Raw genomic sequence first — 23,516 nt, forward strand, 5'->3', positions numbered from 1 at the left:
GAACGCGCGACCCGGACGGATCGCGCGTCAGATACGGCTAAAACCGGAAAAATCAGTCGAGCGGCAGTTGCGCGCAGGCTGCCGCGGCGGGCGCCGCGCACGCGAACGCGTATTGGCTGCTGGCGTCGAGGAATTTTTCTCCGGCGTGCAGCGCGACCTTGATGTCGGGACAGCGCTCGTAACCGATATAGGCCGAGCTCGCGGCGGCCGACCAGCAAACCAGCGAAAACGCGATTTTTTCCAGCAGATGAAAACGATGTGGCATGGCGGTATAGCGGTAATTTCCTTTGGCCGCTATCTTACCAGTAGACTAGGGTTTATACCTAGCCAAAATCCACAATAGACGCCGTAATAGCGGCGCGATTGACACGCCGCGTCGAATCTGACCGGAATGTCATGTCTGGGTCAGGGTTGGGACATGTCCGATCGCTAGAATCGGTTGCGTTGGGCAGACCCCGCGCACGCCGACGCGGCGCGGGTCGACACAGGCGGCAAGGGTTGCGCCGGCCCGGCTTTACCGAGGCAGGAGTCGTCCCATGAATCAACTGCAGTCGATGCGCGTGTTCGTCAAGGTGGCGGACCTCGGCAGTTTCGTCGGCGCGGCGGGCGCGCTGGATCTGTCCACCGCGGTCATCACGCGGCACGTCGCGGATCTCGAAGCGCGCCTCGGTACGCGACTGCTGAACCGCACGACCCGCCGTCTTTCGTTGACCGAATCGGGCGCGACCTATCTGGAGCGCGTACGTCACATCCTCGCCGATCTCGAAGGCGTCGAGCAGATGGTGGTGGCGCGCAATCACGAGCCGGTCGGCACGCTGCGCATCGTCGCGCCGGTCGTATTCGGGTTGCACAGTCTCGCGCCGGTCGTGCAGTCGTACGCGGCACGCTTTCCGGACGTCGTGCCCGACGTCACGCTGGCCGACCGCCACGTCGATCTCGTCGAAGAGGGCTTCGACGTCGGTATCCTGGTTGCGCGGCACATGCGCAGCGCGAGCATCGTCACGCGACGGCTGACGACCGGCTACATGACGGTCTGCGCGACGCCCGAGTATCTCGCGCAACACGGCACGCCGACCCGTCCCGAAGATCTGCTCAGGCATTCATGTCTGAGCCGGCCGGCCGAGCAGGGTGGCGGCGAGGAGCGGGTGTTCAAGGGTCCGGATGGCGAGGTGCGGGTGCGGCCTACCAACGCAATCGCGGCGAACAATGCCGAGATGCTGCGGCAGTTCGCGCTGCTCGGCATGGGCGTGGCGATCCTGCCGAGCTACCTGATCGGGCGCGATCTGACGGCCGGGCGGCTCGTGCGTCTGCTCGACGACTACAGTTTGCCGCCCATCGAAATCACGATTGCGTATCCGAGCCGGCTGCATCTGCCGGCGAAGGTGCGCACGTTCATCGATCATCTGGTCGAGCACTTTCAGCCGGAAAGCGCGTCGGCGCGGGATTCCCGGAGCGCGGCGCAGGTGCGGGCGGTGGCGGAGGTGAGCGGGGCCGACGATCTGACCGCGCGCGGAATGGCCGACGGCGCCTTCGAAAGCAGCGGTACGACCCGCCGTGTGACGCGGGTGCCGCGCACGCGGATCGCGGCGTCGTCCCAGTTCTGAAGTGTGAGGTGAGGCGGGTCTGAATCCGGGTTCAGATCCGGTTTCAGATCCTGGTTCAGATCCGGCTTCAGATCCCTAAGCCCGGACCATAATTGCCGCCGATCAGGCGCGTGACCGACTCGATGTCGACGTAATCCTGCTCCGGCATGCCATCGAGCATCGCCAGTACCTCGTTGCTCGCGCCGGCTTCGCGCGCCGCATCGACGAGCGCATCCTTGTTGGTCGGAAATTCGACTTCGCTGAGAAGATCGCTAATCTGCAGATCGATCGATTCGCCGGGGATGTCCGAGGCCGTCATGGGCATGCTCCTGTAGCTCAAGTTAGTCACGCTGTGATTGCCGCCGCGAAAGCCAGCGCCTCGCCGCGATGACTTTCTCGCAGTCTGTCGCAATCCCGCGCGCATCGCCATTCCATCATGATGACAGCCGGCGCAAACCGGACCGGCGCGCCATCGCGGCCGCGCCATCGCCCGCCGCTACGGCCGCCCTCAGGTGGTCAGATGCTCGTTTTGCCCGGTCAGGCTGCGTTCCAGATGTCGGGACTTCGGCAGCGCAATATGGTCCCAGTGCTGCGGACGGTTGGGGTCGGTGCTCGAGATTTCTGGAGCCGGCGGCGCGACCGGCGCGGCGTTGGCGCGTTGGGCAAGCAGGATGGCATCCGTGCTGTCCGACGCGGTATGAACCGGCGCGGCAAAGCACGAGGCTGACAGCGTCACCATGATTAACAGTGTCGAGGTTTTCATCGCCCGACCTCCTAAAGCTCATGCGGCGCTGACAATCGAGCAAACCCTGTGCCGTCCCGCGTCGAAAGGACGGTGCAAGCTAGGGACGGCGTGGCGCTGCGCGGCCCGGACTCCTTACCATCTTAGATGGCAAATACTGCAAAGCGCGCGCACATTTGCGACAAAACCGTATTGTAGATTCCATCATCGCACGAACCGGCTCGCTCGTCCGGCCATGCATTAGCGCAGTACGTCGAAGCGCGTCCACGGCCACGACGGCCGGTCACGCATATAGCCGTTCAGCCAGTTCCACTGCGGATGCCGCTTCATGAACGCCTGCGCGTCGAACGGGCGGCCGCACGGATGCCCCCAGCGCGCGGTGAACGCCATCTCGCGCGCCATTTCGCTGTCGACCACCTTGCCGTCGTTCGCGCCCCACGGATTGAACGGGCCGTGATCGGTGCCGCCGAAGCGCGCGTCGTCGAGTTCCAGATGCCCGCAGATCGTGCGCGAGCACGGGTTGTCGTTGCGATCGAGATAGACGTCGTGATGATCGGCGATCATCTGCTTGGCGAGTTCCACGTCGATGCTGCCGCGATGCATTTCCTCGAGCTGCATGAAGCGCAGACGCCGCGCGCCGTTCTTGCGCACGTCGGTATAGTCCTCGCCTTCGCCGGTGCATTCCTGATTGCGGATCTTCAGATCCGTCGCGGTGTTGTAGCCGCTGTAGAAACCGTCTTTGGTGGTCTCGAAGCCCGAATAGTGGAGCCCGAGTTCGTAACGCGCGATCTCGCCGGTCTTGGTGTCGCCGAGCAGCCAGCTGTTCGCGTAGCCGCCGTTGTTCGCGAGCGAGAACATGTCGCACCATTCCTTGATGCTGTTCGCGTATTGCGACGCGCGCCGCGAGCGATAGAACTCGGGTGCGCCGGCCGCGTTGTAGCCCGCGAAGTTCGAGATCGTCGTTTCGGTGATCATCAGGCCGGCCGCCGTGACCCAGAAATCGGTCAGGCTCGAGATGCAGCCCGGCAGGCCTTGCATCAGGATCCGGTTGCCGCGATCGGGCACGATGTCGAACACGACGTTGAACGCGTCGCCGGCCGCGTAGCGGTCCCACGAGTTGTGCGCCATCACGATGCGGCCGTCGCGGGTCGCGTTGCCAGTCGCGACGAATGCGCTGCAGTGGTGACCGCGCCGCCCGCGCCACAGTTTCGCGCCCAGCTGCGGCTGCTGCTGCGACGCATGCGTCGGCCACCAGCTTTGCAGCAGATCCATGTAGCCGTTCCACGCAAGCACTTCGGCGAACGGCAGCTTCGCGCCGTCGGCGATGCCATGGATTTCGTCGGCGAATTCGGTGTCGAGCTTGCTCGCGAACTGGCTCGTCGCGGCATTGACGAAGGTGTCGAACTCCTCGCCGGTGTCCCATTTGGCGAGATAGCGCGCGGTGCGGATCGCGTTTCTGATTTCGTCGGCGAGCAACTGGCCGTGCTGCTCGCCGCGATCGTACGGCTCGCCTTCGATATGCACGAAAATCCAGCCGGCCTGATCGCGGCGTACGGCCTCAGGGGACGGTTCGCTCATGTTCGCTCCGACTATCCGGCGTATAGGGCGGGCGCTGTCGCCGCGCCCATGCAGCGCTCACGCGTGCCGGCCGCATGAAGGGCCGGCGGTCTGTTCATTGTAGAGAATCCGCGGCGCTTTGCATCGCGCCCGGCGAACAGGGGAGCCGCCAAGCCTCGGCAAACGCTCTAGCGCGACGGATTCATGCGGAAGTACGCGTCGAGCAGCGAGGTCTTGTAGACGACGCCGGCGAGCTTCGGATGCGCGGCGCTTTCGATCACCGGCAGCCGCTCGCCCTGGAACGCCATGAAGTGCTGCAACGCGACGGCGAGCGACATGTCCGGCGTCAGCACGTCAAAATGCGGCTGCAGATAGTCGGCGGCGGTTTTGGTCGACGTGTCGCGCCCCTCGAGCAGATCGGACGTGATGTCCTTCAGCGCGACCACGCCGAGAAACGCGCCCGAGTCGTTCGCGACGTACAGATACTTGACCGGATATTCGAGGAACACGCGCGTCATGTCGTGCACGGTCGCGTTCGGCGGCACGACGGTCTGCGCGGGGCGGATCAGCTCGCGCATCTGCGTCGCGCGCAGCCGCGAGCGCTCCTGCTCCTCGCGATTGCGGCGCAGCGTGATCTCGTACATCGAGGTCTTGCCGATCGCGCGCGCGATGAAATACGCGACCACGCACGACAGCATCAGCGGCAGCACGACCTGATAGCTCAACGTCATCTCGAAGATCATCAGGATCGCCATCAGCGGCGCCTGGGTCGCGCCCGCGAGGAACGCGCCCATGCCGACCATCGCATACGCATAGGCGGCCGACGTCGCATGCGGCCACAACGCGTGCATGCCCTGGCCGAACAGCGAGCCGACCGCCGCGCCGACGAACAGCGTCGGCGTGAATACGCCGCCGACCGCGCCGGAGCCGGCCGTCGCCGCGGTCGCCGCGAGCTTGCAGACGAGCACGAGCACGAGCGCGGTCCAGGTCCACGGCGAATGCAGGATCGAGTTCACGACGCTGTAGCCGTTGCCCCATACCTCGGGCTCCGCGACCGAAATGATGCCGACCACCAGGCCGCCGATCCCGAGCCGCAGCGGCAGCGCCACCGGCAGCTTGCGAAAGGCTCGCTTCGATGCATCGAGCAGCCGCAGGAACTGCGGCGCGGCCGCGCCGCACAGTGCGCCGAGCGCGACGAACAGCAGCACTTCGAGACCGGTCACGGTCGGAAACACCGGCATCTCGTAGGGTGGCTTGTAGCCCGCGAACTCGCGCATCGTGATGTTCGCAACGACCGCCGCGACCAGCACCGGCCCGAAGTTTTCCATGGCGATCGAGCCAAGCACGATCTCGGTGACGAAAAACGCGCCCGCGATCGGCGCGCTGTACGCGGACGTGATACCGGCGGCCGCGCCGCACGCGACGAGCAGGCGCAGCCGCGGCGGATCGAAATGGACCCAGCGGCCGATCAGCGACGAGGCGAGCGCGGCGAGCTGCACCATCGGACCTTCACGGCCGATCGAGCCGCCGCTCGCGATCGTGAACAGCGACGACACGCTGCGCCACAGGCTCAGGCGCACCGGCACGACGCCGTCGCCGATCGCAACCGCTTCCATGTAGTCGGTGTGGGTGTTCTTGTCGGCGTAACGCTGCGCGATCAGCAGAAACACGCCGGCGATCAGACCGCCCGCGGCCGGCACCCAGATGCGGGTGGTCCACGGCAGGCTGCGCGCCGTTTCGACGAAGCTGCCGGAGTGGCCGGTCATCGCGAATTGCAGCAGTTCGATGCACTTGCGAAACACGATGGTCGCGAATGCACCGGCAATGCCGACCACGACCGACCAGACCAGCATCGTGTGGGCTTCGGAGAGGCGGAACAGACGTTGGGCGCGGGTGCGCAGCTTCAGCAGGAATGAAAGCACGTCGACGGTACGGGGCGTGATGGGAGGTTGAAATACCCGCGCCACGACAGCAGCGCGCCCGCCTCGAATGGCGGGCGCGCGGCGGCGAGTGGGCGGGGGCGGGCGACGCGGTTCAACTCGCCGCCTTGTCGAGTTCCGGGTAGTGCCGGAAGATGCAGCTTTCGTTATGGCCGATGCGCCGGTCCGAGTCCAGATACGCGGCGATGTTCGGTCTGGCGATCACCCTGTCGTGCAGCGCGGCGAGCCGCGGATAGTGCTCGCCGAAGCCCTTCAGCGCGCGCGGAAACGCGTACAGCAGACCGTCGATCAGCTGGAACATCGACAGGTCGACGTAGGTCAGCGTGTCGCCGACCATGAAGCTGTCGCCGGCCGGATTCTGCGCGAGCACGCGCTCGAAATACGACATGAACTTCGGAATCCGATGGTCGATGAAATCGTGCGCGCGCACCTTCGCCGCGTCTTTCTGCTCCTCGTAGTAGAGGCCGCTCGCGAGCGGATGGTGGGTGTCGTGCGCTTCGGTGACGACGTCGGCGATGGTTAGCTGCAGGCCGTTCGCGACGTAGCGCAGGCTGTCCACCTGCGGCGCGAGCTTCAGGCGCGGGCCGAGATAGAACAGGATGTTGGCGGTCTGCGCGATCACCAGATCGCCGTCTTTCAGAAACGGCGGTGCGAACGGCGGGTAAGGCTCGTCGGGGCTGTCCATCACCGTCATCATCGCCGCGGTGCCAAGGCCCTTCGAAGGCTTGCCGCGCGCGACTTCGACATAGTCGACGCCGGCTTCCTCCAGCGCGAGCCGCACGAATTCGCCACGGCCTTGCAGGCCATCCCAGTAGTACAGTTCCAGGCTCATCGATCGATCCTCATTCCGGTCGCCCTGACGCGTTGCGCGAAGGTGGTGTCACCACGGCCATCGCACGATGCGCACAGGCGGGTTGGGGGAGCAAAGTTCGCAGCAACGAGTATGCCGTGTGATCGGCCCGCATGGGGCGCCAGAAAGCGCAAAACCCCGCGCGCGGCGGGGTGTCGGGGAAGGCGGGGAAGCCGGCGACGGCTCAGCTGAACAGGTGCTGGACGGCCCATGTGATGCCCAGTCCGCCGGCGATCAGCCACACATACAGAATCAGGCCGGTGGTCAGCGCGCGCGGGCCCGCTTCGCGAATCTGCGAGATCCGCGTTTCCATGCCGAGTGCGGTCATCGCCATCGTCAGTGCAAAGGTATCGAACAGGTTCAGCGTCGAGGTCGCGCTTTCCGGCAGCACGTGCAGCGAGTTGATCACGACACAGGCGAGGAAGCCGAGTGCGAACCAGGGAATCGCGAGCTTGCGCGGGGCGGCGCCGTCCGCGCTGCCATCCTTCGCGCCGCGCGCCGCGCGGTTCACCCACAGGCCGACCACCAGCAATGCCGGCACGAGCAGCATCACGCGGGTCATCTTGACGATCGTTGCGATGTGCGTCGCCTCCGGGCTCACGTTGCTCGCCGCGCCGACCACCTGTGCGACCTCGTGGATCGTGCCGCCGAAGAACAGACCCGCGCCGACCGTGTCGAGATGCAGCCAGCCCGCGTTGAACAGCACCGGGTACAGGAACATCGACAGCGTGCCGAACAGCACCACGCTGCCGACCGCCATCGCGCTTTTGTGCGGCTTCGATTGCAACGTCGATTCGAACGCGAGCACCGCGGCCGCGCCGCAGATCGCGCTGCCGGCCGCCGTCAGCAGCGCGGTGTCGCGATCGAGCTTCATGATTTTCATGCCGGCCCAGGTGCCAATCACGAGCGTGCTGACGACGATCAGCACCGATTCCGCGAGACCCGGCAGGCCGACCTGGGCGATTTCCTGCAGGCTCACGCGCAGGCCGAAGAACGCGACCGCGATGCGCAGCAGCTTGCGCGCGGAGAAGTTGACGCCGGCCGCCCAGCTGGCCGGCATGCCGTCGCGCAGCGCATTGCCGTAGATCGCGCCGGCGACGATGCCGACGATCAGCGGACTCAGGCCGAGGCCGGCAATCGCCGGAATCGCCGCGATGCGCGTGACGGCGGCGGCGAACAGTGCGACGAACAGTACGCCATTGAGCTGGCCGCGGGCGGACAGCGCGGGGGAGGCGACGGTGAGCGGGACGGTAGGTGTGGACATGATCGGGTGCCTGGCTTCGTAACGAGCTGCATGGAAATGCATGAGCAGCAACGGGGCTAATCCTAAATTAGATATATCGATATGAAAAATCGTGATTTAGAATGTGAAGTATCGGCTCAACGGATATTTAAACGAGATGACCCCGGATCAACTTATAACGTTCGCTGCCGTCGCTGAGCATCGCAATATCAGCCGGGCGGCGGTGGCGCTGCATCTGTCGCAGCCGGCGGTGTCCGGCCAGCTGCGGCAATTGCAGGACGAGTTCGGCGAGCCGCTGTATCTGCGCGACGGCCGCGGCGTGCGGTTGACGCCGGCCGGCGAGCAACTCGCCAGCTATGCGGCGCGGCTGCGCGACACCTGGCGGCAGGCGCATGCCTATCGCGACGCGTTGCGCGGTCTCGAGCAAGGCACCTTGCGGATCGGCGCGAGCACGACGCCGGCGAGCTATCTGCTGCCGTACCTGATCGCCGAATTCCATCGCCGCTATCCGGACGTGACCGTGCATACCGCCAACGGCAACACGGCCGAGATCGTCGGTGCGCTCGGCTCGGTCGACATCGCGATGATTGAAGGTCCCGCCGGCGCCGATCTGCCGCCGGACACGGTCGTCCACGCGTGGCGCGAGGACGAGATCGTCGCGATCATGCCGCGCTCGCATCCGCTCGCTCAGGCGGACAGCGGCGGGAGCATCGAGTTGGCCGCGTTCGGCGCGTATCCGCTGGTGCTGCGCGAGGAAGGCTCGGGTGTGCGCCAGACGGTCGAGCGCGAGTTCGCGCGGGCGGGCGTGCCAATGCGCGTGGCGCTCGAGATCGCGGGGGTCGAAGGGGTGAAGGAGGCGGTGCGGGCCGGCATGGGCGTCGGCTTCGTGTCGGCGATGTCGATGCGGCACGAGAACGGCGCGCTGCGGCTCATGTCGCTCAGCCCTGAGCCGCTGACGCGGCGGCTGTCGATTCTGGTGCCGCATGCGAGCGCGCCGTCGCGGGTGGTCGAACAGTTTCTGGCGATGTGTCTCGCGGACGACGGCGGCTGAATCGAGCGCCGGCACGGTGCGTCCGCCGCGATTCCGTACGCGCGACGGACGGGGCGTGGCCTGTGCGGCTCGCTTCATGCCTGCCTCGCCTAGGGATTTCCTCTATGGTGCGCGATGGCTGTCCCGCGCACTATTCGCACATCGCAGCGCCTCGGCGCTTTTTTTCGAAGTGGTTTTGGAACCGGTTCCAAGCGTCGGTTTCACGACAGAATCGAGTGAGTTAGACATGGCTGATGCAGTGGAGATCGTGATCGTCGCCAGCGCGTTCGGCATGAACGCGGTGCGCGCCGACGGCCATCTGAAATGGGCGCGGGCGGCAACGCGCGCCGGCGCGGCGGGTTTCGAAGTGCGTCGCGAGTTGTTCGCGAGCGACGCGGATGCGGACCCGCACCGTCTGCGCGAGCTCGGCGCGGCGCTGGCCGAGCTCGGCCTGTGGTCGGTGTTTTCGACCCCGGCATCGTTGTACGCGGCGGACGGCCAGCTCGATATCGACGCACTGTGTCTCGCGCTCGACGAAGCGACCGCGCTCGGCGCGCGCTTCGTCAAGCTGCAACTCGGCGGCTTCGCGGGCGAGGCTCACGGCGCGGCCATCGTTGCGCACGTCGCGAGCGGCTCGGGCCGCACGGGCGCGACGGGCGGCGCGCAGCCACGGCTCGTCGTCGAAAACGGGCAACTGGCGCAGGGCGGCTCACCCGCGCAGTTCGTCGGCTTGTTCGACGCGCTCAAGCGTGAAGGCCACGCGGGCGCGCTCGGCATGACCTTCGATACCGGCAACTGGGCGTGGCTCGACGTCGCGCCGCTGCAGATAGCGCCGCAACTCGCGCCGTACGTCGAGTACATCCATTGCAAGAGCACCACGGGCGAGGGCGCGCGGCGCTTTGCAATCGCACCGGCCGACGATGACGCGCCATTGCGCGCGGTCCTCGACCGGCTGCCGCGCGATGTGCCGCGCGGCATCGAGTTTCCGTTCGACCCGAGCCGGATCGACGCGGATGCCGCGCGTTATGTGAGCTGGCTCGCGCGAGTGTAGACGCGCGGCGCAACCGAAGCGCCAACCCGGCAAACAACACTTCCCACGCAACACGAATCACCGCATCAAAAGCACCATCAGGAGCCCAGCATGACCCACCCGTACCCCGCCCTCGACGTGATCACCTACGGCGAAGCGATGGCGATGTTCGTCGCCGCTGAAACCGGCCCGCTCGCGGGCGTCGGGCGCTTCACGAAGCGCATTGCCGGCGCGGACCTGAACGTCGCGATCGGCCTGTCCCGACTCGGCTTCCGGGTGGGCTGGATGAGCCGCGTCGGCGACGATTCGTTCGGTCAGTACGTGCGCGACACGCTGACGAAAGAGGGCATCGACCAGCACTGCGTGAGCACCGACGTGCGCTACCCGACCGGCTTCCAGCTGAAGTCGAAGAACGACGACGGCAGCGACCCGGCGGTCGAATACTTCCGCAAAGGCTCGGCGGCGAGCCATCTGTCGCTCGACGACTACGTCGCCGATTACGTGCTGCCCGCGCGTCATCTGCATCTGACCGGCGTCGCGCCCGCGATTTCGGCGAGTTCGCGCGAACTTGCGTTCCACCTGGCCCGCGAAATGCGTGCGGCAGGCAGGACGATCTCGTTCGACCCGAACCTGCGTCCGACGCTGTGGCCGTCGCGCGCAGCGATGGTCGAAGGCCTGAACGCGCTCGCCGCGCTGGCTGACTGGGTGCTGCCCGGCATCGGCGAGGGCGAGATTCTGACCGGCTACACGCAGCCGGAGGACATCGCGAAGTTCTACCTCGAGCGCGGCGCGCGCGGCGTGATCGTCAAGCTCGGTGCGCAGGGAGCGTATTACCGCACCGCGACCGATGCCGCGACGATCGTTGGCCGGCCGGTCGCGAACGTCGTCGACACGGTCGGCGCGGGCGACGGTTTCGCGGTCGGCGTGATCAGCGCGCTGCTCGAAGGCCGCACGCTCGCGCAGGCGGTCGCGCGCGGCAACCGGATCGGTGCGCTCGCGATCCAGGTGATCGGCGATTCGGAAGGTTTGCCGAGCCGCGCCGAACTCGACGCGCTCGAGCTGGCCGACGCACCGGGCGTTGCCAGCGCGGCCTGAGACCGCTCGGAGCGCAACGACAACGAGCATTGATACAAGCATCGACGACAACAAGAGCGCCCGCAGCGCGCCAGGATTTTTTCATCATTGATTCGGGACGACGCCGTCCAAGGAGACTTCCATGACTTCATCGCTTGCGATTCGCCGCTGGTGGACGATCATGCCGATCGTATTCATCACCTATAGCCTCGCGTATCTCGACCGCGCGAATTTCGGTTTCGCGGCGGCAGCCGGCATCAACCAGGATCTCGGCATCAGCAAAGGGCTCGCGTCGCTGATCGGCGCGCTGTTCTTCCTCGGCTATTTCTTTTTCCAGATCCCGGGCGCGATCTACGCCGAGCGGCGCAGCGTCAAGAAACTCGTGTTCTGGAGCCTCGTGCTGTGGGGCGGCTGCGCGGCGCTGACCGGCATGGTCAGCAACATCCCGTCGCTGATGGTGATCCGCTTCGTGCTCGGCGTCGTCGAAGCCGCGGTGATGCCGGCGATGCTGATCTTCATCAGCAACTGGTTCACCAAGAGCGAGCGCTCGCGCGCCAACACGTTCCTGATTCTCGGCAATCCGGTCACGGTGCTGTGGATGTCGGTCGTGTCGGGATATCTCGTGCATTCGTTCGGCTGGCGGCAGATGTTCATCGCCGAGGGCGCACCCGCGATCGTCTGGGCGATCTGCTGGTGGTTCCTCGTGAAGGACAAGCCCGAGCAGGTGTCGTGGCTCACGCAGCAGGAAAAGGATGACCTCGCGCAGACGCTGCGTGCCGAGCAGGCCGCGATCAAACCGGTGCGCAACTACAGCGAGGCGTTTCGCAACCCCGCGGTCGTCAAACTGTGCGCGCAGTATTTCTGCTGGAGCATCGGCGTGTACGGCTTCGTGCTGTGGCTGCCGTCGATCCTGAAGAACGGCTCGTCGCTCGGCATGGTCGAGACGGGCTGGCTGTCGGCACTGCCGTATGCGGCCGCGACGATCGCGATGCTTGCAGCTTCGTGGGCATCGGATAAACTCAACCGCCGCAAGGTGTTCGTGTGGCCGTTCCTGCTGATCGGCGCGATCGCGTTCGCGGCGTCGTACGGGCTCGGCTCCGCGCATTTCTGGATCTCGTATGCGCTGCTGCTGATCGCGGGCGCCGCCATGTACGCGCCGTACGGTCCGTTCTTCGCGATCGTGCCGGAGCTGCTGCCGAAGAACGTCGCGGGCGGCGCGATGGCGCTGATCAACAGCATGGGCGCGCTCGGTTCGTTCGTCGGCTCGTACGTGGTCGGCTATCTGAACGGCGCGACCGGATCGCCCGCCGCATCGTATGCATTCATGAGCGTGGCGCTCGTCGCCGCGGTGATCCTGACGCTCGCCGTCAAGCCGGCCGCCGCAGAACAACGCGAGCCCGCTCGTCCCACCGTCGCAAGGAAAATTAGCTGATGAAGAAGATCGTCGCCTGGAAGTCGCTGCCCGAGGATGTGCTCGCCTATCTGCAACAGCATGCGCAGGTCGTGCAGGTCGATCCGTCTCAGCACGATGCGTTCGTCGCGGCGCTGCGCGACGCCGACGGCGGCATCGGCGCGAGCGTGAAGATCACCCCGGCCATGCTCGAAGGCGCGAGCCGGCTGAAGGCGCTGTCGACCATTTCGGTCGGCTACGACCAGTTCGACGTCGACGACCTCACGCGCCGCGGCATCGTGCTCGCGCACACGCCGGACGTGCTGACCGAATCGACCGCCGATACCGTGTTCTCACTGATCCTCGCGTCCGCGCGGCGCGTCGTCGAGCTGGCCGACTGGGTCAAGGCAGGGCAGTGGCGCGCGAGCATCGGGCCTGCGCACTTCGGGCTCGACGTGCAGGGCAAGACGATCGGCATCGTCGGTCTGGGGCGGATCGGTGGCGCGGTCGCGCGACGCGCGGCGCTCGGCTTCAACATGAAGGTGCTGTACACGAACCGCAGCGCGAACCGTCAAGCGGAACAGGCGTATGGCGCGCGGCGCGTCGAGCTGGGCGAGTTGCTCGCGCAGTCCGATTTCGTCTGTTTGCAGGTGCCGCTCACTGAGGAGACGCGGCATCTGATCGGCGCGGCCGAACTGCGCGCGATGAAGAAGAGCGCGATTCTGATCAACGCGTCGCGCGGCGCGACCGTCGACGAAGCGGCGCTGATCGAAGCGTTGAGGAACGGCACGATTCACGGCGCGGGCCTCGACGTGTTCGACACTGAACCGTTGCCGGCCGACTCGCCGTTGCTGTCGATGCCGAACGTAGTCGCGCTGCCGCATATCGGCTCGGCGACGCACGAGACCCGTCATGCGATGGCGCTCAACGCGGCGGAGAACCTGGTCGCCGCGCTCGACGGCACGTTGACGACCAACATCGTCAACCGTGAAGTACTGGCGAAGTGAATCGCAGGGCGGCGCGTAAGCTCCCGCCCCCGCACCGACACGAGCGATGAGCGAATGAGCACGACCCCGCCCAGCACGCCACCCGGTATGCCGCCCGCGGCGACGCGCCGCGCGACGATCACCGATGTCGCGCGCGAAGCCGGCACCGGCAAGACCAGCATCTCGCGCTATCTGAACGGCGAGATCAGCGCGCTGTCGCCCGAGCTGCGCGCGCGCATCGAAGCCGCGATCGCGCGGCTCGACTATCAGCCGAACCAGATGGCGCGCGGCCTGAAGCGCGGCCGCAACCGGCTGATCGGCATGCTGGTCGCCGACCTGACCAATCCGTACTCCGTCGAAGTGCTGCAAGGCGTCGAGGCCGCGTGCCACGCGCTCGGCCTGATGCCGCTGATCTGCCACGCGGCGAACGAAGTCGAGATGGAACGGCGCTATCTGCAACTGCTGACCACGTATCGCGTGGAAGGCGTGATCGTCAACGCGCTAGGCGTGCGCGAAGAGACGTTGCGGCCGGTCGGCGACGGCGGCATTCCCGCGGTGCTGGTCGATCGGCGGGTGGAGGGGCTGGTCGCCGATATGGTCGGCCTCGACAATGGCGCGGCCGCCGAACTCGGCACGCGGCATCTGCTGGAACGCGGCTTCGAGCACATCTGGTTCGTCGTGCAGCCGTTCGAGCAGGTCAGCTCGCGGCAGCTACGCGTCGAAGCGTTCGATCGCGCGATGCGCGACGACGGCCGCGCGCCCGGTCATACGCTGGTGCTCGATCTCGCCGATCCGGCCGCGCTCGAACGTGGCCTCGCGCAGCTGGATCGTGCGATCGACTCGCTGGGCGCGGACGGCGGCGACGCTCCGCGCGTCGCGCTGTTCGCGGCCAACGCACCGGTCGCGTTGCGTCTCGCGCTGCATCTGAACGCGCGTTACGGCGCGCACTGGCAGAGCCGCGTCGCGCTGCTTTCGATCGACGATCCGGAATGGGCCGAGCTCGCCGGCATCACGACGATCCGTCAGCCGACCTACGACATCGGCTACCGCGCGGTCGAATTCCTGCACGAGCGCATCGAAGGCGCGCAGACGGGCGCGCGCGACTGCCTGCTGCCCGGTGAGTTGATCGTGCGTGCGTCGACGGCGCGCTGAGTTCCGGTCAATCTGCGATCATTCGGGGCTGCGGCGCGCAGCGGTTGCGCGCCGGGGATTGCAAGAAACCCCGCAAGGATACTCATGGTCGTGCCACCGCTTACCCTCGCGAGCCTCGCGCTCGCCACGCTCGTCATCGCCGCTTTACCGTTTCTGATTTACCGGCAGTTGCGCCGTCCGCTCGCGCTCAGGCCGCGTGACGCGATCGCCGGCGTCGCGGTGTTCGCGCTGTTCGCGATGGTGATCGAGCGTGCGCTGCACGACTATCTGCTGCGTGGCAACGAGGTGACGGCGGCGTTTCTGTCGCAGCCGCTCGCGTTCGTCGCGTATGGTGCGCTGGCCGCGGGCGTTTGCGAGGAGGTGGGGCGGTTCTTCGGTATGCGGCTGCTCGTGAAGCGCGCAGCGGCACGGCCGGCGGTGCGCGCAAAGGCGAACGTCGATGCGAACGGGGGGGCCAGCAGCACAGGGAGCACGAGTGCCACCAGCACGACTGCCGACACCCGCACCGCCGCATTGCGCGCCGACGATGGCGCCGCGCTCAGCTACGGCCTCGGCCACGGCGGCGCCGAAGCGTGGATGGTCGGCGTGCTCGTGCAGTTCCAGTGGCTCGTATTCGCGATCCTCGAAAACCGCGGCCGGCTCGGCGACTACCTCGGCAATCTGCCGGCCGAGGCGATGATGCGCGTGCATCTGATTCTTGCCAGCCTGACGCCGCAGCTGGCCGGCATTTTCGCGCTCGAACGCGTCGCGGCTCTGGTGTTCCAGATCGGCCTGTCGGTGCTGATGTGGCGTGGCGTGCGGGCCGGCTCGCGCGGCATCCTGCCGCTCGCGATCGTGGTGCACGCGCTGATCGACGTGCCCGCGGCAATGACACAGGCGCGGCTGCTGCCGCTCGCGGCGGTCGATACGATCTATGCGGTGGCGGCGGTGTTCGTCGCGGGACTGCTGATACGGAATTACCGGCGGCCGGCCGCGGCGTGAATGAGCGAACGAGCGAATGAGCGAACGAGCGCCGAGGTGGCCGGCGTCACACGCCTCGCTATCCCTTCGTGGTTTCTCTAAAATGCGCCTACGTTTCAGGATCTTCTTTTCCCGGCAGCCTTCATGGAAGCTTACCAATACGACTGCGCGCATCCGGAGTTCGACGAGCTCGCGCGCGTCATCAGCGATCTGTTTCCCGAGCAGACGCAGTTCATCGAGCGTGCCGCCGACGACGGTACGCCCACGCTGACGATTCACTGGGTAGCGATGCGCTTCGGTTCGACCGCGCGCCGTATTGTGATGACGGTCGCGATCGCGCCGGCGGCGCTCGCGCGTTATCGCGCGATGCCGGCACGGCTGCGTGGCCGCAGCTTCGCGGTATTGCGCGCATACGTCGAAGCGAGCCTGGGCTCGCTCGAAGAAATGTATGCGAACGGCGAGGCGGTCCCGCGCGAAGTCACGGTCGATCTCGGCGACGAGTTCGCGTGACACGCGCCTAACGCGATTTCAATCCGCGAGCCGATAGACCTTCGCGAAACGCGCGGCCTGCACGACGCCATAGTCGCCGGGCGCGTACTGCATGACCCAGTCGCCGGCCGCGCCGTGCAGCACGTCGCCGCCGCTCGCCGAGCGCGCGAGCGAGAAGGGCTCGTCCATCCGGCGAGCGAGCACCACCGCCGGGCGGTTGCGATAGGCGCCGGCTTCGCCGTGCGCGAGCGCGGCATCGGCGGGCAGGTACTTCGCGTCGAAGCGCTCGCGCGACACGACCCAGCGGTCGCCGGTCGAGCCGGTGATCAGCGCATCGCCGCGCACATAGCGGTTCGGGCCTTCGAGGCTCATCAGCTGGCCGTCGGTGGCGGCGAATTCGACGCTTACCGTTTCGTCCTTGACGACGCGTTGGGCGTGCGGATCGTCACGCAGATCGAGATTCCTGAGTTCGGTCATGAAGCGGGTGAGGTTAGGGGTATAGGCGTTGCGGTGACTTGCCGCTTTGCGGCGAGCGTGGGTGGAGGCGCTGGGACGGAGAGCCGGCCCAACGCCGCGCACTCGAATCATGCCAGATGCATGGTGCGGGCGGGGCGGTTTGAGGAGCTGAGGAAGGGGAAAGCCGGGTGAGGTGCGACTACCCTTAAAGCGTCCAGGCACGCTGCGGTGTCGAAAGCGGCAAGCCGGCCGCAAAGGGAATCGCTAAAGGAACCGCTAAAGGAACCGCTAAAGCAACCGCTGAAAGCAACCGCGTCCAACCGGAGCCGCGCCCGCAACGCGGCAAACCCCCGCCGCGGGCGCCGTTTCATTACTGCTTGACGGTCGCGTCGCTCGCGGCTTCGGCCGCGGGCTTGCCACCCTTACCCTTGCCATGGTGACCGCGATGATGACCCTCGGGGCCGCCGTTGTGGAACGTCGCGTCGGCGAGCTTCTTCTGCTCCGGCGACAGGCTGCCATACAGCGGCTCGAATGCATCGACGAGCTTCTTCATGCCATCCGCATGCGCTTGCGCAATCGTTGCGTACTGTTTCATGTCGTCGAGCGCGCTCACGTTGGTTTCCGCCTTGCGCTGCTCGAACAGCTTGCCCATCGTTTCGCCGTTGTTGCGCATGACGTCGGCGAATGCCTTCCATTGCGTTTCCTGCGCGGGCGTGATCTTCAGTTGCGAGTGCAGATAAGCGATGCGGTCTTCGACGTTTCGTTCGTGGCCGGCCTTGGCTGCGGGGGCCGGGGCCGTGGTGTCCGGCGCCGAGGCCGGCGCGGCGGTTTGAGCGAACGCGCCGCCCATCGAAACGGCCGTAGCCAGCATAACCAGTGCTTTTTTCATCGAAACTCCTGATGTCTGTTCGTATTGAGACTCGGCGCGCGGCGTGCACATTGCCCCGCGCCAGCGACGAATAGCGGCGCACCGCAACCGGCCGCCGCATTCGCCCGTCGCCGCTATTAGTAACACGATATCCGTACGATTCGATGCTTGTGCGACAAACGCTTACAACCGAAACGAAAGGGAAACGGCTCGCACCTGAGCGGCATTTGCAGCGACACGCTGCGCCCACGAGGCCCGACAGTGTGCCGCGCATCTGTCATCGCACACCGTGACCCAGCGCCGCTGCCCGCGCAGACGCGCGATAATCCGCGACATTCCATACCAACTTCCTTTCCCCATCGATGAGACCTCCGCGCCTCGACCAGCTCGACGACCTCGACCGCAACCTCGTTGCACTATTACAAGCCAACGCGCGCGAGAGCGTCGCGAATCTTGCGCGGCAGCTCGGCGTTGCGCGCACGACCGTGATCGCGCGCATCGCGCGGCTCGAGCGCAGCAACGTGATCGCCGGCTACAGCGTGCGGCTCGGCCAGGACGTGCTCGATTCGAGCATCGTCGCGTACGTCGGCATCATCATCGCGCCGAAGCATGGGCCGGCCGTGCAGAAGCGTCTCGGCAAAATGCCCGAAGTGCAACTGCTGTGCGCGGTGAGCGGCGAGTTCGACTACGTGGCATGGCTGCGTGCCGATTCGCCTGAGCGGCTCAACGATCTGCTCGATCAGATCGGCGGCCTCGAAGGCGTCGAGCGGACCACGACGTCGATCATTCTCGCGCGCAAGATCGACCGCGGCACGGTGTGAGTCGGCGCGCGGCGCAACCTGTTGGCGGGTAGCCGCGGATCCCTCGCGAGTCGGTTATTAACGCCTTTTTTACGCGTTTTCGACGAATCGTTTGATGAGTTCGTCAGAACGTCGAACCTGATGGTCATACCGCAGCATTTTGCGCGTATGAACTGTTTTTGCTTCTTCCTACACTGTCATTCAAGGGTTCGGCCCGAGAGGCACCGCGTGCAACGCGCGGCGCACTTCCCAAGCTCAGAGACAGCACATGGACAACAAGGAGAAGCAGATGAAAGTAGCTATCGTTGGCGCAGGTTTGATCGGTCACACCATTGCGCATATGCTGCGCGAAACGGGCGACTACGAAGTCGTCGCGTTCGACCGCGATCAGCACGCGCTCGACAAGCTCGCCGCCCAGGGCATTCCGACGCGCCGCATCGATTCCGCCGACGCCGCCGTGCTGCGCGCCGCGATCCAGGGCTTCGACGTGCTGATCAACGCGCTGCCGTACTACCTCGCGGTCAACGTCGCATCGGCCGCGAAGGGCGCGGGGGTCCATTACTTCGACCTGACCGAAGACGTGCGCGCGACGCACGCGATCCGCGCGATCGCCGAAGACTCCGATCACGCCTTCATGCCGCAGTGCGGTCTCGCGCCGGGCTTCATCGGCATTGCCGCGCATGAGCTCGCGAATCGCTTCACGGAAATCCGCGACGTGAAGATGCGCGTCGGCGCGCTGCCCGAGTTTCCGACCAATGCGCTGAAGTACAACCTGACGTGGAGCGTCGACGGTCTGATCAACGAGTACTGCCAGCCGTGCGAGGCGATCCGCGAGAGCCGCACGCAATGGGTGCAGCCGCTCGAAGGCCTCGAGCATTTCTCGCTCGACGGCACCGAGTACGAAGCGTTCAACACGTCGGGCGGTCTGGGCACGCTGTGCGAAACGCTGTCGGGCCGCGTCGAATCGCTCGACTACAAGTCGGTGCGCTATCCGGGCCATCGCAACCTGATGCAGTTCCTGCTGGAGGACCTGCGTCTGTCGAGCGACCGCGACACGCTGAAGACCATCATGCGCCGCTCGGTGCCGTCGACCGCGCAGGACGTCGTGCTGGTGTTCATCACCGTGAGCGGCATGCGCGACGGTCAGCTCGTGCAGGAGGTGTTCACCCGCAAGATCTTCGCGAAGACTGTCTGCGGCGTGCCGATGAGCGCGATCCAGATCACCACCGCCGGCGCGATGTGCGCGGTGCTCGATCTGTTCCGCGAGCGCAAGCTGCCGCAAAAGGGCTTCGTGCGGCAGGAGCAGGTATCGCTCGGCGATTTTCTGGCGAACCGCTTTGGCAAGCTGTATGAAGGGCAGTCGCTGGAGGCGATGGCGACGGCTTGAGGCTGAAATAGCCCGCGTCGAATGAAAAACCCCGTGCGTCACCGACGTACGGGGTTTTTTCTTTTTCGGCGCGTCAGCGGGACAGCGCCGCACTCACGATCATCACGGCGTCGGCGTCCAGCCCGCGCCGTTGTTCCAGCCGGCGAACACCGCCGTCGGGCTGGTCAGGTCGGTAGCGGCGCTCGAACCCGTCAGCGGCACGGTATAGGTTGCCACGGTGGTATCGCGGCCCGCGAGGCTGAGAGCGTTGCCCGAGCCGTCCATGCTGCCCCATTCACGCCAGCCGATCATCGCGGTCTGGCCGGTCGTCGGCGACACGTTGAGCGCCGAACCGGTTGCGCCCTCGGCCGAACCCAGCCAGCCGCCGGTGCTGATGTGCGTGCCGATCTGGTCGTTGACGTACGCCACGCTGTCGCAGTTCGTGCCCTGGGCGGTCGACGCGCCCGGCATCGCACATCCGACACCCGCGCCACCTGAGCGGGCGAGGAAAGCGGTGCCGGTCGGCACGGTGGAGTCGGCGGTGAGCTTGCTGTTTGCAATGACGAAACCCGGCGTCGTGATGAAGGTTCCGGTGTTGGTATTCGCATACCCGGAGTACGCGCGGGACTGCACCACGTAACCCGTGGGCGCCGTGCTCGTGACGTTGTAAATGGTGTGCAGCTCGCTATGGTCGAACATCGCGGCATACGGGTAGCCCCAGACGAAGTCGACGTCGCCCGCGATGTAATCGTTGTAGAAGTAGGCCCAGCCCTTGGTGAGCACCGTGTCCTGCGCGCTCAGCAATTGCATGTTGCTGGCGACGAAGCGGCCACCGTTGGTCTTCGTGTTGTTGAAGTAGAACGTCTCGGCCTGGTTGTTGAAGGTGCTTTGCTTGACGTGCGAGTTCTGCAGCGTGAAGTACCGCAGCGTCACGAGGTCGGAGCCTTCCATCAGGAACACCGAGCGGCCGCCACCGAGGCTTCGCCGGGTCAGCGTATCGCCGCCGGCGGCTTCGCTCGAATTCGACGTTCCGGCCGCCGTGGCGCCGCCGCCCGAACCGGGGTTATAGCTCTCGAAGTTGTTCGCGTAGACGACGGTGTCGGTCGGGGTCGTGGTCGAGCCGGTCAGCGTCACGTTGTTGACGTTGCGTAGATACAGCAGCTCGTTGTACGAACCTTTGTCGATGGTGATGCGTTTGAGGACGCTCGAAGCCGAGCACGTCGAGCTGGTTGCGCCGGTGCCGCAGTTCTGCATGACCCAGTCGAGCGCACCCTGCACCGTGTTGAAATCGCCGTTGCCCGCGGCGTCGACGGTCACGGCCACCATGCTGGTCGTTCCCGCCGGCGCGTTGCCCGGCACCGTCGCGGCGGTCGCGGACGCGACCGTGGGTTGAGCGCGGGTCGCGAACGTCCATGCGCTCGGGGTCGACAGGCCGGTGAAGTTGTTGCCGTTGCCGTCGTTGAAGACGGTGCTGTCGGCTGTCACGTAGTAAGCGGTGTTGGGCTGCAGCTTGCCGTCGTGCAGATGGATCGTGGCCGTGTTACCCGCGATCACGACCGGCGTGTAGTACACGAAGCGCTGGTCGCCGCTCAGCGTCGTCACGCCGGCTGCCAGCGCGTCGATTTCCGTGTTCGCCTCGGGGAAATAGGTTGCATACGTCTCGCCCGTGGTTTGTGTCGGCGTGCCGCTGATGTCGATCGTGTCGACCAGCGTGTTGCCCGACTGCGCATAGACGTAGAGCTTGCCCGTCGTGCCGAGCGTGGGCGGCTCGTTGAACGTGATCTGCAACATCGTGTCGGCCTGCGCCGAGGCGGTGCTGTTCGCCGGGAACGTCGACTGCATCGACAGCACGGTTGGCGTGGTGGTTGTCGTCGTCGTTGTCGTGGTCGTGGTCGACGTGGTCGACGTGGTTGACGTGGAAGTGGAGGAGGTCGAACCGGACGTCGTCGAAGCAGGCGTCGAAGTGGACGGTGTCGAAGTGGTTGCCGGAGTCGAGGCGCCGGAGGCTGAAGTGGTGGAGTTGCCCGAATCTGGCGTTTTGACCGACCCGCCACCACACGCTGCCAGTATCAATGCCGATGATGCCACGCTGAGAATCGCGATTTTGTTCATGTTTTTTGACGTCGTTCGTATTTGAATTCATGGGTCCGCGCGGGCGAGTCTCCACCGCCCGATCGCCGAACGATCGTCGCGCGACCTGATTGGTCTCCTCAATTTGCTCCTGACCAGAATCCGGCTTTCGGTCTACCGATAAAAGCCGTGAGGGACGCGCGCGATCGAAGGCGTGGGAAGCATACGTCAGCGCTTTTTGTTTGACAACAACAAATTGTTCTTACAAATATGTATGAATTTAGTCGGCAAATAGTTAGGTGGACGTGCGATATCCACGCTGCGGGTGCAATGGACGGGTTGGGAGAAGAGTGGAATGTTGTTTGACGACTTTGAAGTCGAGGCGGCAGTCAGGCAGCCACGATTTGCGCTACCAGCGCTTCATAGTCCGCCGAACCCGGCGCGGTATTGTCGAACATCAGCAGACCATCGCGGCTCGCGCCGCTCGGCTCGAAGCGCCGCCGCCGATAGTCGTCCCAGTGCGCGAGCTTGTACGCATCGTTGGGATTCGCGCGCGCGACGATCCGCTGCCGCGCCACGTCCTCCGAGGTCAGCACCCATACGACACGCAACTTCACGTCCGGCGCGACGCCGAGCCATGCATGATCGAACAGCCGCCGCTCGCGAACCTCGCGCGACAACGGGCCGACGACCAACGCGCTCACGCCGAGTTCGAGATTGTCGCGCGCGGTATCGATGAGGCCGCGATACTCGGGGTCGCGCAGATGCTGAAGGAAAAGAGGGCTGTCGCGATCGTTCGGATCGCCGGTCAGCATCGACATCGCGGCCGCGCTGTAGCCGCCGTACAGCGTGTCCTTGTCGAGCAGGCAGAAGGGGGTGCCGCCAGCTTTCATCAGCGGGCCGAGCAGCTTTTTCGCCAGCGTCGTCTTGCCCGTGCCCGCATGACCGCAAAAGAACACCAGAGAAGTCACGCAGACTTGTCCTCACCCGGCGCGGCGGCCGCATCGGGGCGCGGGTCGCGCGCGAACTTGCCGTTGGTCTCGAGCCACATCACGTTGATGATGCCGAAGCCGAGCGCCACACCCACGCCGAGAATCCAGGTGAAATACCACATTGCAGTCTCCTTGATCGTGCGTCTGGCGACGCGGATCGACAGGCATGCCGGCAACCGACGGCGTCAAGCCGCGAGCCCGGCTGCCGTGCCGACGATCATGAAGAAGAACGCCGCGCCATGCAAGAGGTGCGGGGCCCGAGCGCCGTTCGTGTCGGCTGGCGGAATCTCCGCGCGTTGCTATGATGCGGAACAGTCATGCGTACGAGCGTGCCGTGTGCGTCGAACCGGCGCACGCACGGCGGCGATCCACACCGCGTAGTCGGAAACTCGGGCCACGATCGAGAGCACACGGGAGAACCAGCATGCCGATGCGCCTGCCTTGCCGCGGCCGAACCGCACGGATGGCCGGGTCCGCATGCCGCGCCGCGTTGGCCGCATGCGTTGCGTTCAGCGTGATCGGCGCGATCAGCGGGTTCACGCTTGCCGGCTGCGCGTCGACGCCGGCCGAGCCGGTGCCGTTCAAACCGGTGCCGGCCGAGCGCATCGTCAGACAGGGCTATACGCAGCCGGGCCCCGGCCTCGTCGCGGTGGACGTGCGGCGCGAGCGTTCGCGCGACGTGATCGTGCGGTTCCGCAATGCGCTCGTCTATATCGACGGCGAGCGCGTCACCGACCTGATGAACGGCGAGCACGTGGTGTTCTATCTGCCGCCCGGCGCGCATCGGATCGGCGTATCGACGCAGTTCGATCCGGTCATCGAGCTGAACTTCATGGTGACCGCGGATCCGCGCTACACGAACCGTGCCTCGGTCACGTTCAACGACGATCACCGCATCGGCCTGCAGCGGGTCGCGCAATAGCATGCCGTCGATCATT

Annotated in this window: 25 protein-coding genes; 13 read left to right on the plus strand and 12 right to left on the minus strand. The window is 65.8% G+C overall.

What is annotated here, in order from left to right; all coding sequences use genetic code 11:
- Positions 1–52: 52 nt before the first annotated feature.
- Positions 53–265: a hypothetical protein gene (locus L0U84_RS07845; RefSeq protein WP_233849071.1), complete on the minus strand. Its 213-nt coding sequence runs from the start codon at positions 263–265 to the stop codon at positions 53–55.
- Between the two features lie 271 nt (positions 266–536).
- Here L0U84_RS07845 and L0U84_RS07850 point away from each other — a divergent pair, with 271 nt between their 5' ends.
- A complete protein-coding gene (locus tag L0U84_RS07850; RefSeq protein ID WP_233849073.1) occupies positions 537–1,604 on the plus strand; it encodes a LysR family transcriptional regulator in 1,068 nt (355 codons plus the stop codon).
- A gap of 67 nt (positions 1,605–1,671) precedes the next feature.
- Here the strand turns inward: L0U84_RS07850 and L0U84_RS07855 are convergent, their stop codons facing one another.
- The 6 genes from L0U84_RS07855 to L0U84_RS07880 form a co-directional block, all read right to left on the minus strand.
- Positions 1,672–1,902, minus strand: a complete 231-nt coding sequence (locus L0U84_RS07855) for a DUF2795 domain-containing protein (protein ID WP_233849075.1) — start codon at positions 1,900–1,902, stop codon at positions 1,672–1,674.
- 189 nt (positions 1,903–2,091) lie between these two features.
- A complete protein-coding gene (locus L0U84_RS07860) occupies positions 2,092–2,346 on the minus strand; it encodes a hypothetical protein (protein WP_233849077.1) in 255 nt (84 codons plus the stop codon).
- Positions 2,347–2,565: 219 nt separating this feature from the next.
- Positions 2,566–3,903, minus strand: a complete 1,338-nt coding sequence (locus L0U84_RS07865) for a C45 family autoproteolytic acyltransferase/hydolase (protein WP_233849079.1) — start codon at positions 3,901–3,903, stop codon at positions 2,566–2,568.
- A 167-nt stretch (positions 3,904–4,070) separates the two neighbouring features.
- Positions 4,071–5,804, minus strand: coding sequence for a ClcB-like voltage-gated chloride channel protein (locus L0U84_RS07870; protein ID WP_233849081.1), 1,734 nt, complete (start codon positions 5,802–5,804; stop codon positions 4,071–4,073).
- 112 nt (positions 5,805–5,916) lie between these two features.
- Positions 5,917–6,654 carry a glutathione S-transferase gene (locus L0U84_RS07875; RefSeq protein WP_233849083.1) on the minus strand — a complete coding sequence of 246 codons (738 nt, stop codon included), beginning with the start codon at positions 6,652–6,654 and terminating at the stop codon, positions 5,917–5,919.
- 202 nt (positions 6,655–6,856) lie between these two features.
- A complete protein-coding gene (locus L0U84_RS07880) occupies positions 6,857–7,936 on the minus strand; it encodes a YeiH family protein (RefSeq protein ID WP_233849085.1) in 1,080 nt (359 codons plus the stop codon).
- 136 nt (positions 7,937–8,072) lie between these two features.
- On the opposite strand from L0U84_RS07880, the gene L0U84_RS07885 reads away from it, so the two are divergent.
- From L0U84_RS07885 to L0U84_RS07920, 8 genes are all read left to right on the plus strand, one after another.
- On the plus strand, positions 8,073–8,966 hold the full coding sequence (locus L0U84_RS07885; protein WP_233849087.1) for a LysR family transcriptional regulator: 894 nt from the start codon (positions 8,073–8,075) through the stop codon (positions 8,964–8,966).
- A gap of 226 nt (positions 8,967–9,192) precedes the next feature.
- Positions 9,193–9,996, plus strand: a complete 804-nt coding sequence (locus L0U84_RS07890) for a sugar phosphate isomerase/epimerase family protein (protein WP_233849089.1) — start codon at positions 9,193–9,195, stop codon at positions 9,994–9,996.
- 90 nt (positions 9,997–10,086) lie between these two features.
- Positions 10,087–11,070: a sugar kinase gene (locus L0U84_RS07895; protein WP_233849091.1), complete on the plus strand. Its 984-nt coding sequence runs from the start codon at positions 10,087–10,089 to the stop codon at positions 11,068–11,070.
- 121 nt (positions 11,071–11,191) lie between these two features.
- Complete coding sequence (locus L0U84_RS07900; RefSeq protein ID WP_233849092.1) at positions 11,192–12,481, plus strand: MFS transporter; 1,290 nt, start codon at positions 11,192–11,194, stop codon at positions 12,479–12,481.
- Positions 12,481–13,446: a 2-hydroxyacid dehydrogenase gene (locus L0U84_RS07905; RefSeq protein WP_233849093.1), complete on the plus strand. Its 966-nt coding sequence runs from the start codon at positions 12,481–12,483 to the stop codon at positions 13,444–13,446. The genes L0U84_RS07900 and L0U84_RS07905 overlap by 1 nt, the downstream gene beginning before the upstream one ends.
- A gap of 54 nt (positions 13,447–13,500) precedes the next feature.
- Complete coding sequence (locus L0U84_RS07910) at positions 13,501–14,577, plus strand: LacI family DNA-binding transcriptional regulator (protein ID WP_233849094.1); 1,077 nt, start codon at positions 13,501–13,503, stop codon at positions 14,575–14,577.
- Between the two features lie 84 nt (positions 14,578–14,661).
- Positions 14,662–15,558 (plus strand): YhfC family intramembrane metalloprotease, encoded by an 897-nt coding sequence (locus tag L0U84_RS07915; protein WP_233849096.1) that lies wholly within the window; start codon positions 14,662–14,664, stop codon positions 15,556–15,558.
- A gap of 123 nt (positions 15,559–15,681) precedes the next feature.
- The gene (locus L0U84_RS07920; protein WP_233849098.1) at positions 15,682–16,047 is read left to right on the plus strand and encodes a DUF3022 domain-containing protein; all 366 of its coding nucleotides are present in this window, start codon (positions 15,682–15,684) and stop codon (positions 16,045–16,047) included.
- 18 nt (positions 16,048–16,065) lie between these two features.
- Here L0U84_RS07920 and L0U84_RS07925 read toward each other — a convergent pair whose 3' ends face one another.
- A complete protein-coding gene (locus tag L0U84_RS07925) occupies positions 16,066–16,503 on the minus strand; it encodes a PGDYG domain-containing protein (protein ID WP_233849100.1) in 438 nt (145 codons plus the stop codon).
- 349 nt (positions 16,504–16,852) lie between these two features.
- A complete protein-coding gene (locus tag L0U84_RS07930; RefSeq protein WP_233849102.1) occupies positions 16,853–17,371 on the minus strand; it encodes a Spy/CpxP family protein refolding chaperone in 519 nt (172 codons plus the stop codon).
- 341 nt (positions 17,372–17,712) lie between these two features.
- Between L0U84_RS07930 and L0U84_RS07935 the strand changes: the two genes are divergently transcribed.
- Both L0U84_RS07935 and L0U84_RS07940 read left to right on the plus strand, forming a co-directional pair.
- Positions 17,713–18,171, plus strand: coding sequence for an Lrp/AsnC family transcriptional regulator (locus L0U84_RS07935; RefSeq protein ID WP_008922942.1), 459 nt, complete (start codon positions 17,713–17,715; stop codon positions 18,169–18,171).
- Between the two features lie 268 nt (positions 18,172–18,439).
- The gene (locus tag L0U84_RS07940) at positions 18,440–19,537 is read left to right on the plus strand and encodes a saccharopine dehydrogenase family protein (protein ID WP_233849103.1); all 1,098 of its coding nucleotides are present in this window, start codon (positions 18,440–18,442) and stop codon (positions 19,535–19,537) included.
- Positions 19,538–19,639: 102 nt separating this feature from the next.
- On the opposite strand, the gene L0U84_RS07945 is transcribed toward L0U84_RS07940, so the two are convergent.
- Positions 19,640–21,307, minus strand: coding sequence for a pectate lyase (locus L0U84_RS07945; RefSeq protein WP_233849105.1), 1,668 nt, complete (start codon positions 21,305–21,307; stop codon positions 19,640–19,642).
- Between L0U84_RS07945 and L0U84_RS07950 the strand changes: the two genes are divergently transcribed.
- Positions 21,288–21,653: a hypothetical protein gene (locus tag L0U84_RS07950; protein ID WP_233849107.1), complete on the plus strand. Its 366-nt coding sequence runs from the start codon at positions 21,288–21,290 to the stop codon at positions 21,651–21,653. The two genes, L0U84_RS07945 and L0U84_RS07950, sit on opposite strands and share 20 nt — an antisense overlap.
- A 322-nt stretch (positions 21,654–21,975) precedes the next feature.
- Here the strand turns inward: L0U84_RS07950 and L0U84_RS07955 are convergent, their stop codons facing one another.
- Complete coding sequence (locus L0U84_RS07955) at positions 21,976–22,557, minus strand: AAA family ATPase (protein WP_233849109.1); 582 nt, start codon at positions 22,555–22,557, stop codon at positions 21,976–21,978.
- Positions 22,554–22,700: a cytochrome bd-I oxidase subunit CydX gene (cydX, locus tag L0U84_RS07960; RefSeq protein WP_233849110.1), complete on the minus strand. Its 147-nt coding sequence runs from the start codon at positions 22,698–22,700 to the stop codon at positions 22,554–22,556. Before cydX ends, L0U84_RS07955 begins: the two co-directional genes overlap by 4 nt.
- Before the next feature lie 341 nt (positions 22,701–23,041).
- Here cydX and L0U84_RS07965 point away from each other — a divergent pair, with 341 nt between their 5' ends.
- On the plus strand, positions 23,042–23,500 hold the full coding sequence (locus L0U84_RS07965) for a DUF2846 domain-containing protein (protein WP_233849111.1): 459 nt from the start codon (positions 23,042–23,044) through the stop codon (positions 23,498–23,500).
- The last annotated feature ends 16 nt before the right edge of the window (positions 23,501–23,516 follow it).

Origin of the sequence: Paraburkholderia sp. HD33-4, from assembly GCF_021390635.1 — a bacterium.
In the GTDB taxonomy this organism is placed as follows: Bacteria; Pseudomonadota; Gammaproteobacteria; order Burkholderiales; family Burkholderiaceae; genus Paraburkholderia.

Excerpts from the sequence above, each read along its gene's own strand:
- L0U84_RS07875 (WP_233849083.1), bottom strand. The coding sequence starts at position 6,654 with ATGAGCCTGGAACTGTACTACTGGGATGGCCTGCAAGGCCGTGGCGAA.
- L0U84_RS07935 (WP_008922942.1), top strand. The coding sequence starts at position 17,713 with ATGAGACCTCCGCGCCTCGACCAGCTCGACGACCTCGACCGCAACCTC.
- L0U84_RS07910 (WP_233849094.1), top strand. The coding sequence starts at position 13,501 with ATGAGCACGACCCCGCCCAGCACGCCACCCGGTATGCCGCCCGCGGCG.
- L0U84_RS07880 (WP_233849085.1), bottom strand. The coding sequence starts at position 7,936 with ATGTCCACACCTACCGTCCCGCTCACCGTCGCCTCCCCCGCGCTGTCC.
- L0U84_RS07905 (WP_233849093.1), top strand. The coding sequence starts at position 12,481 with ATGAAGAAGATCGTCGCCTGGAAGTCGCTGCCCGAGGATGTGCTCGCC.
- L0U84_RS07925 (WP_233849100.1), bottom strand. The coding sequence starts at position 16,503 with ATGACCGAACTCAGGAATCTCGATCTGCGTGACGATCCGCACGCCCAA.
- L0U84_RS07895 (WP_233849091.1), top strand. The coding sequence starts at position 10,087 with ATGACCCACCCGTACCCCGCCCTCGACGTGATCACCTACGGCGAAGCG.
- L0U84_RS07940 (WP_233849103.1), top strand. The coding sequence starts at position 18,440 with ATGAAAGTAGCTATCGTTGGCGCAGGTTTGATCGGTCACACCATTGCG.
- L0U84_RS07965 (WP_233849111.1), top strand. The coding sequence starts at position 23,042 with ATGGCCGGGTCCGCATGCCGCGCCGCGTTGGCCGCATGCGTTGCGTTC.
- L0U84_RS07890 (WP_233849089.1), top strand. The coding sequence starts at position 9,193 with ATGGCTGATGCAGTGGAGATCGTGATCGTCGCCAGCGCGTTCGGCATG.
- L0U84_RS07850 (WP_233849073.1), top strand. The coding sequence starts at position 537 with ATGAATCAACTGCAGTCGATGCGCGTGTTCGTCAAGGTGGCGGACCTC.
- cydX (WP_233849110.1), bottom strand. The coding sequence starts at position 22,700 with ATGTGGTATTTCACCTGGATTCTCGGCGTGGGTGTGGCGCTCGGCTTC.
- L0U84_RS07945 (WP_233849105.1), bottom strand. The coding sequence starts at position 21,307 with ATGTTGCAGATCACGTTCAACGAGCCGCCCACGCTCGGCACGACGGGC.
- L0U84_RS07915 (WP_233849096.1), top strand. The coding sequence starts at position 14,662 with ATGGTCGTGCCACCGCTTACCCTCGCGAGCCTCGCGCTCGCCACGCTC.
- L0U84_RS07845 (WP_233849071.1), bottom strand. The coding sequence starts at position 265 with ATGCCACATCGTTTTCATCTGCTGGAAAAAATCGCGTTTTCGCTGGTT.
- L0U84_RS07860 (WP_233849077.1), bottom strand. The coding sequence starts at position 2,346 with ATGAAAACCTCGACACTGTTAATCATGGTGACGCTGTCAGCCTCGTGC.
- L0U84_RS07865 (WP_233849079.1), bottom strand. The coding sequence starts at position 3,903 with ATGAGCGAACCGTCCCCTGAGGCCGTACGCCGCGATCAGGCCGGCTGG.
- L0U84_RS07900 (WP_233849092.1), top strand. The coding sequence starts at position 11,192 with ATGACTTCATCGCTTGCGATTCGCCGCTGGTGGACGATCATGCCGATC.
- L0U84_RS07920 (WP_233849098.1), top strand. The coding sequence starts at position 15,682 with ATGGAAGCTTACCAATACGACTGCGCGCATCCGGAGTTCGACGAGCTC.
- L0U84_RS07855 (WP_233849075.1), bottom strand. The coding sequence starts at position 1,902 with ATGACGGCCTCGGACATCCCCGGCGAATCGATCGATCTGCAGATTAGC.
- L0U84_RS07885 (WP_233849087.1), top strand. The coding sequence starts at position 8,073 with ATGACCCCGGATCAACTTATAACGTTCGCTGCCGTCGCTGAGCATCGC.
- L0U84_RS07930 (WP_233849102.1), bottom strand. The coding sequence starts at position 17,371 with ATGAAAAAAGCACTGGTTATGCTGGCTACGGCCGTTTCGATGGGCGGC.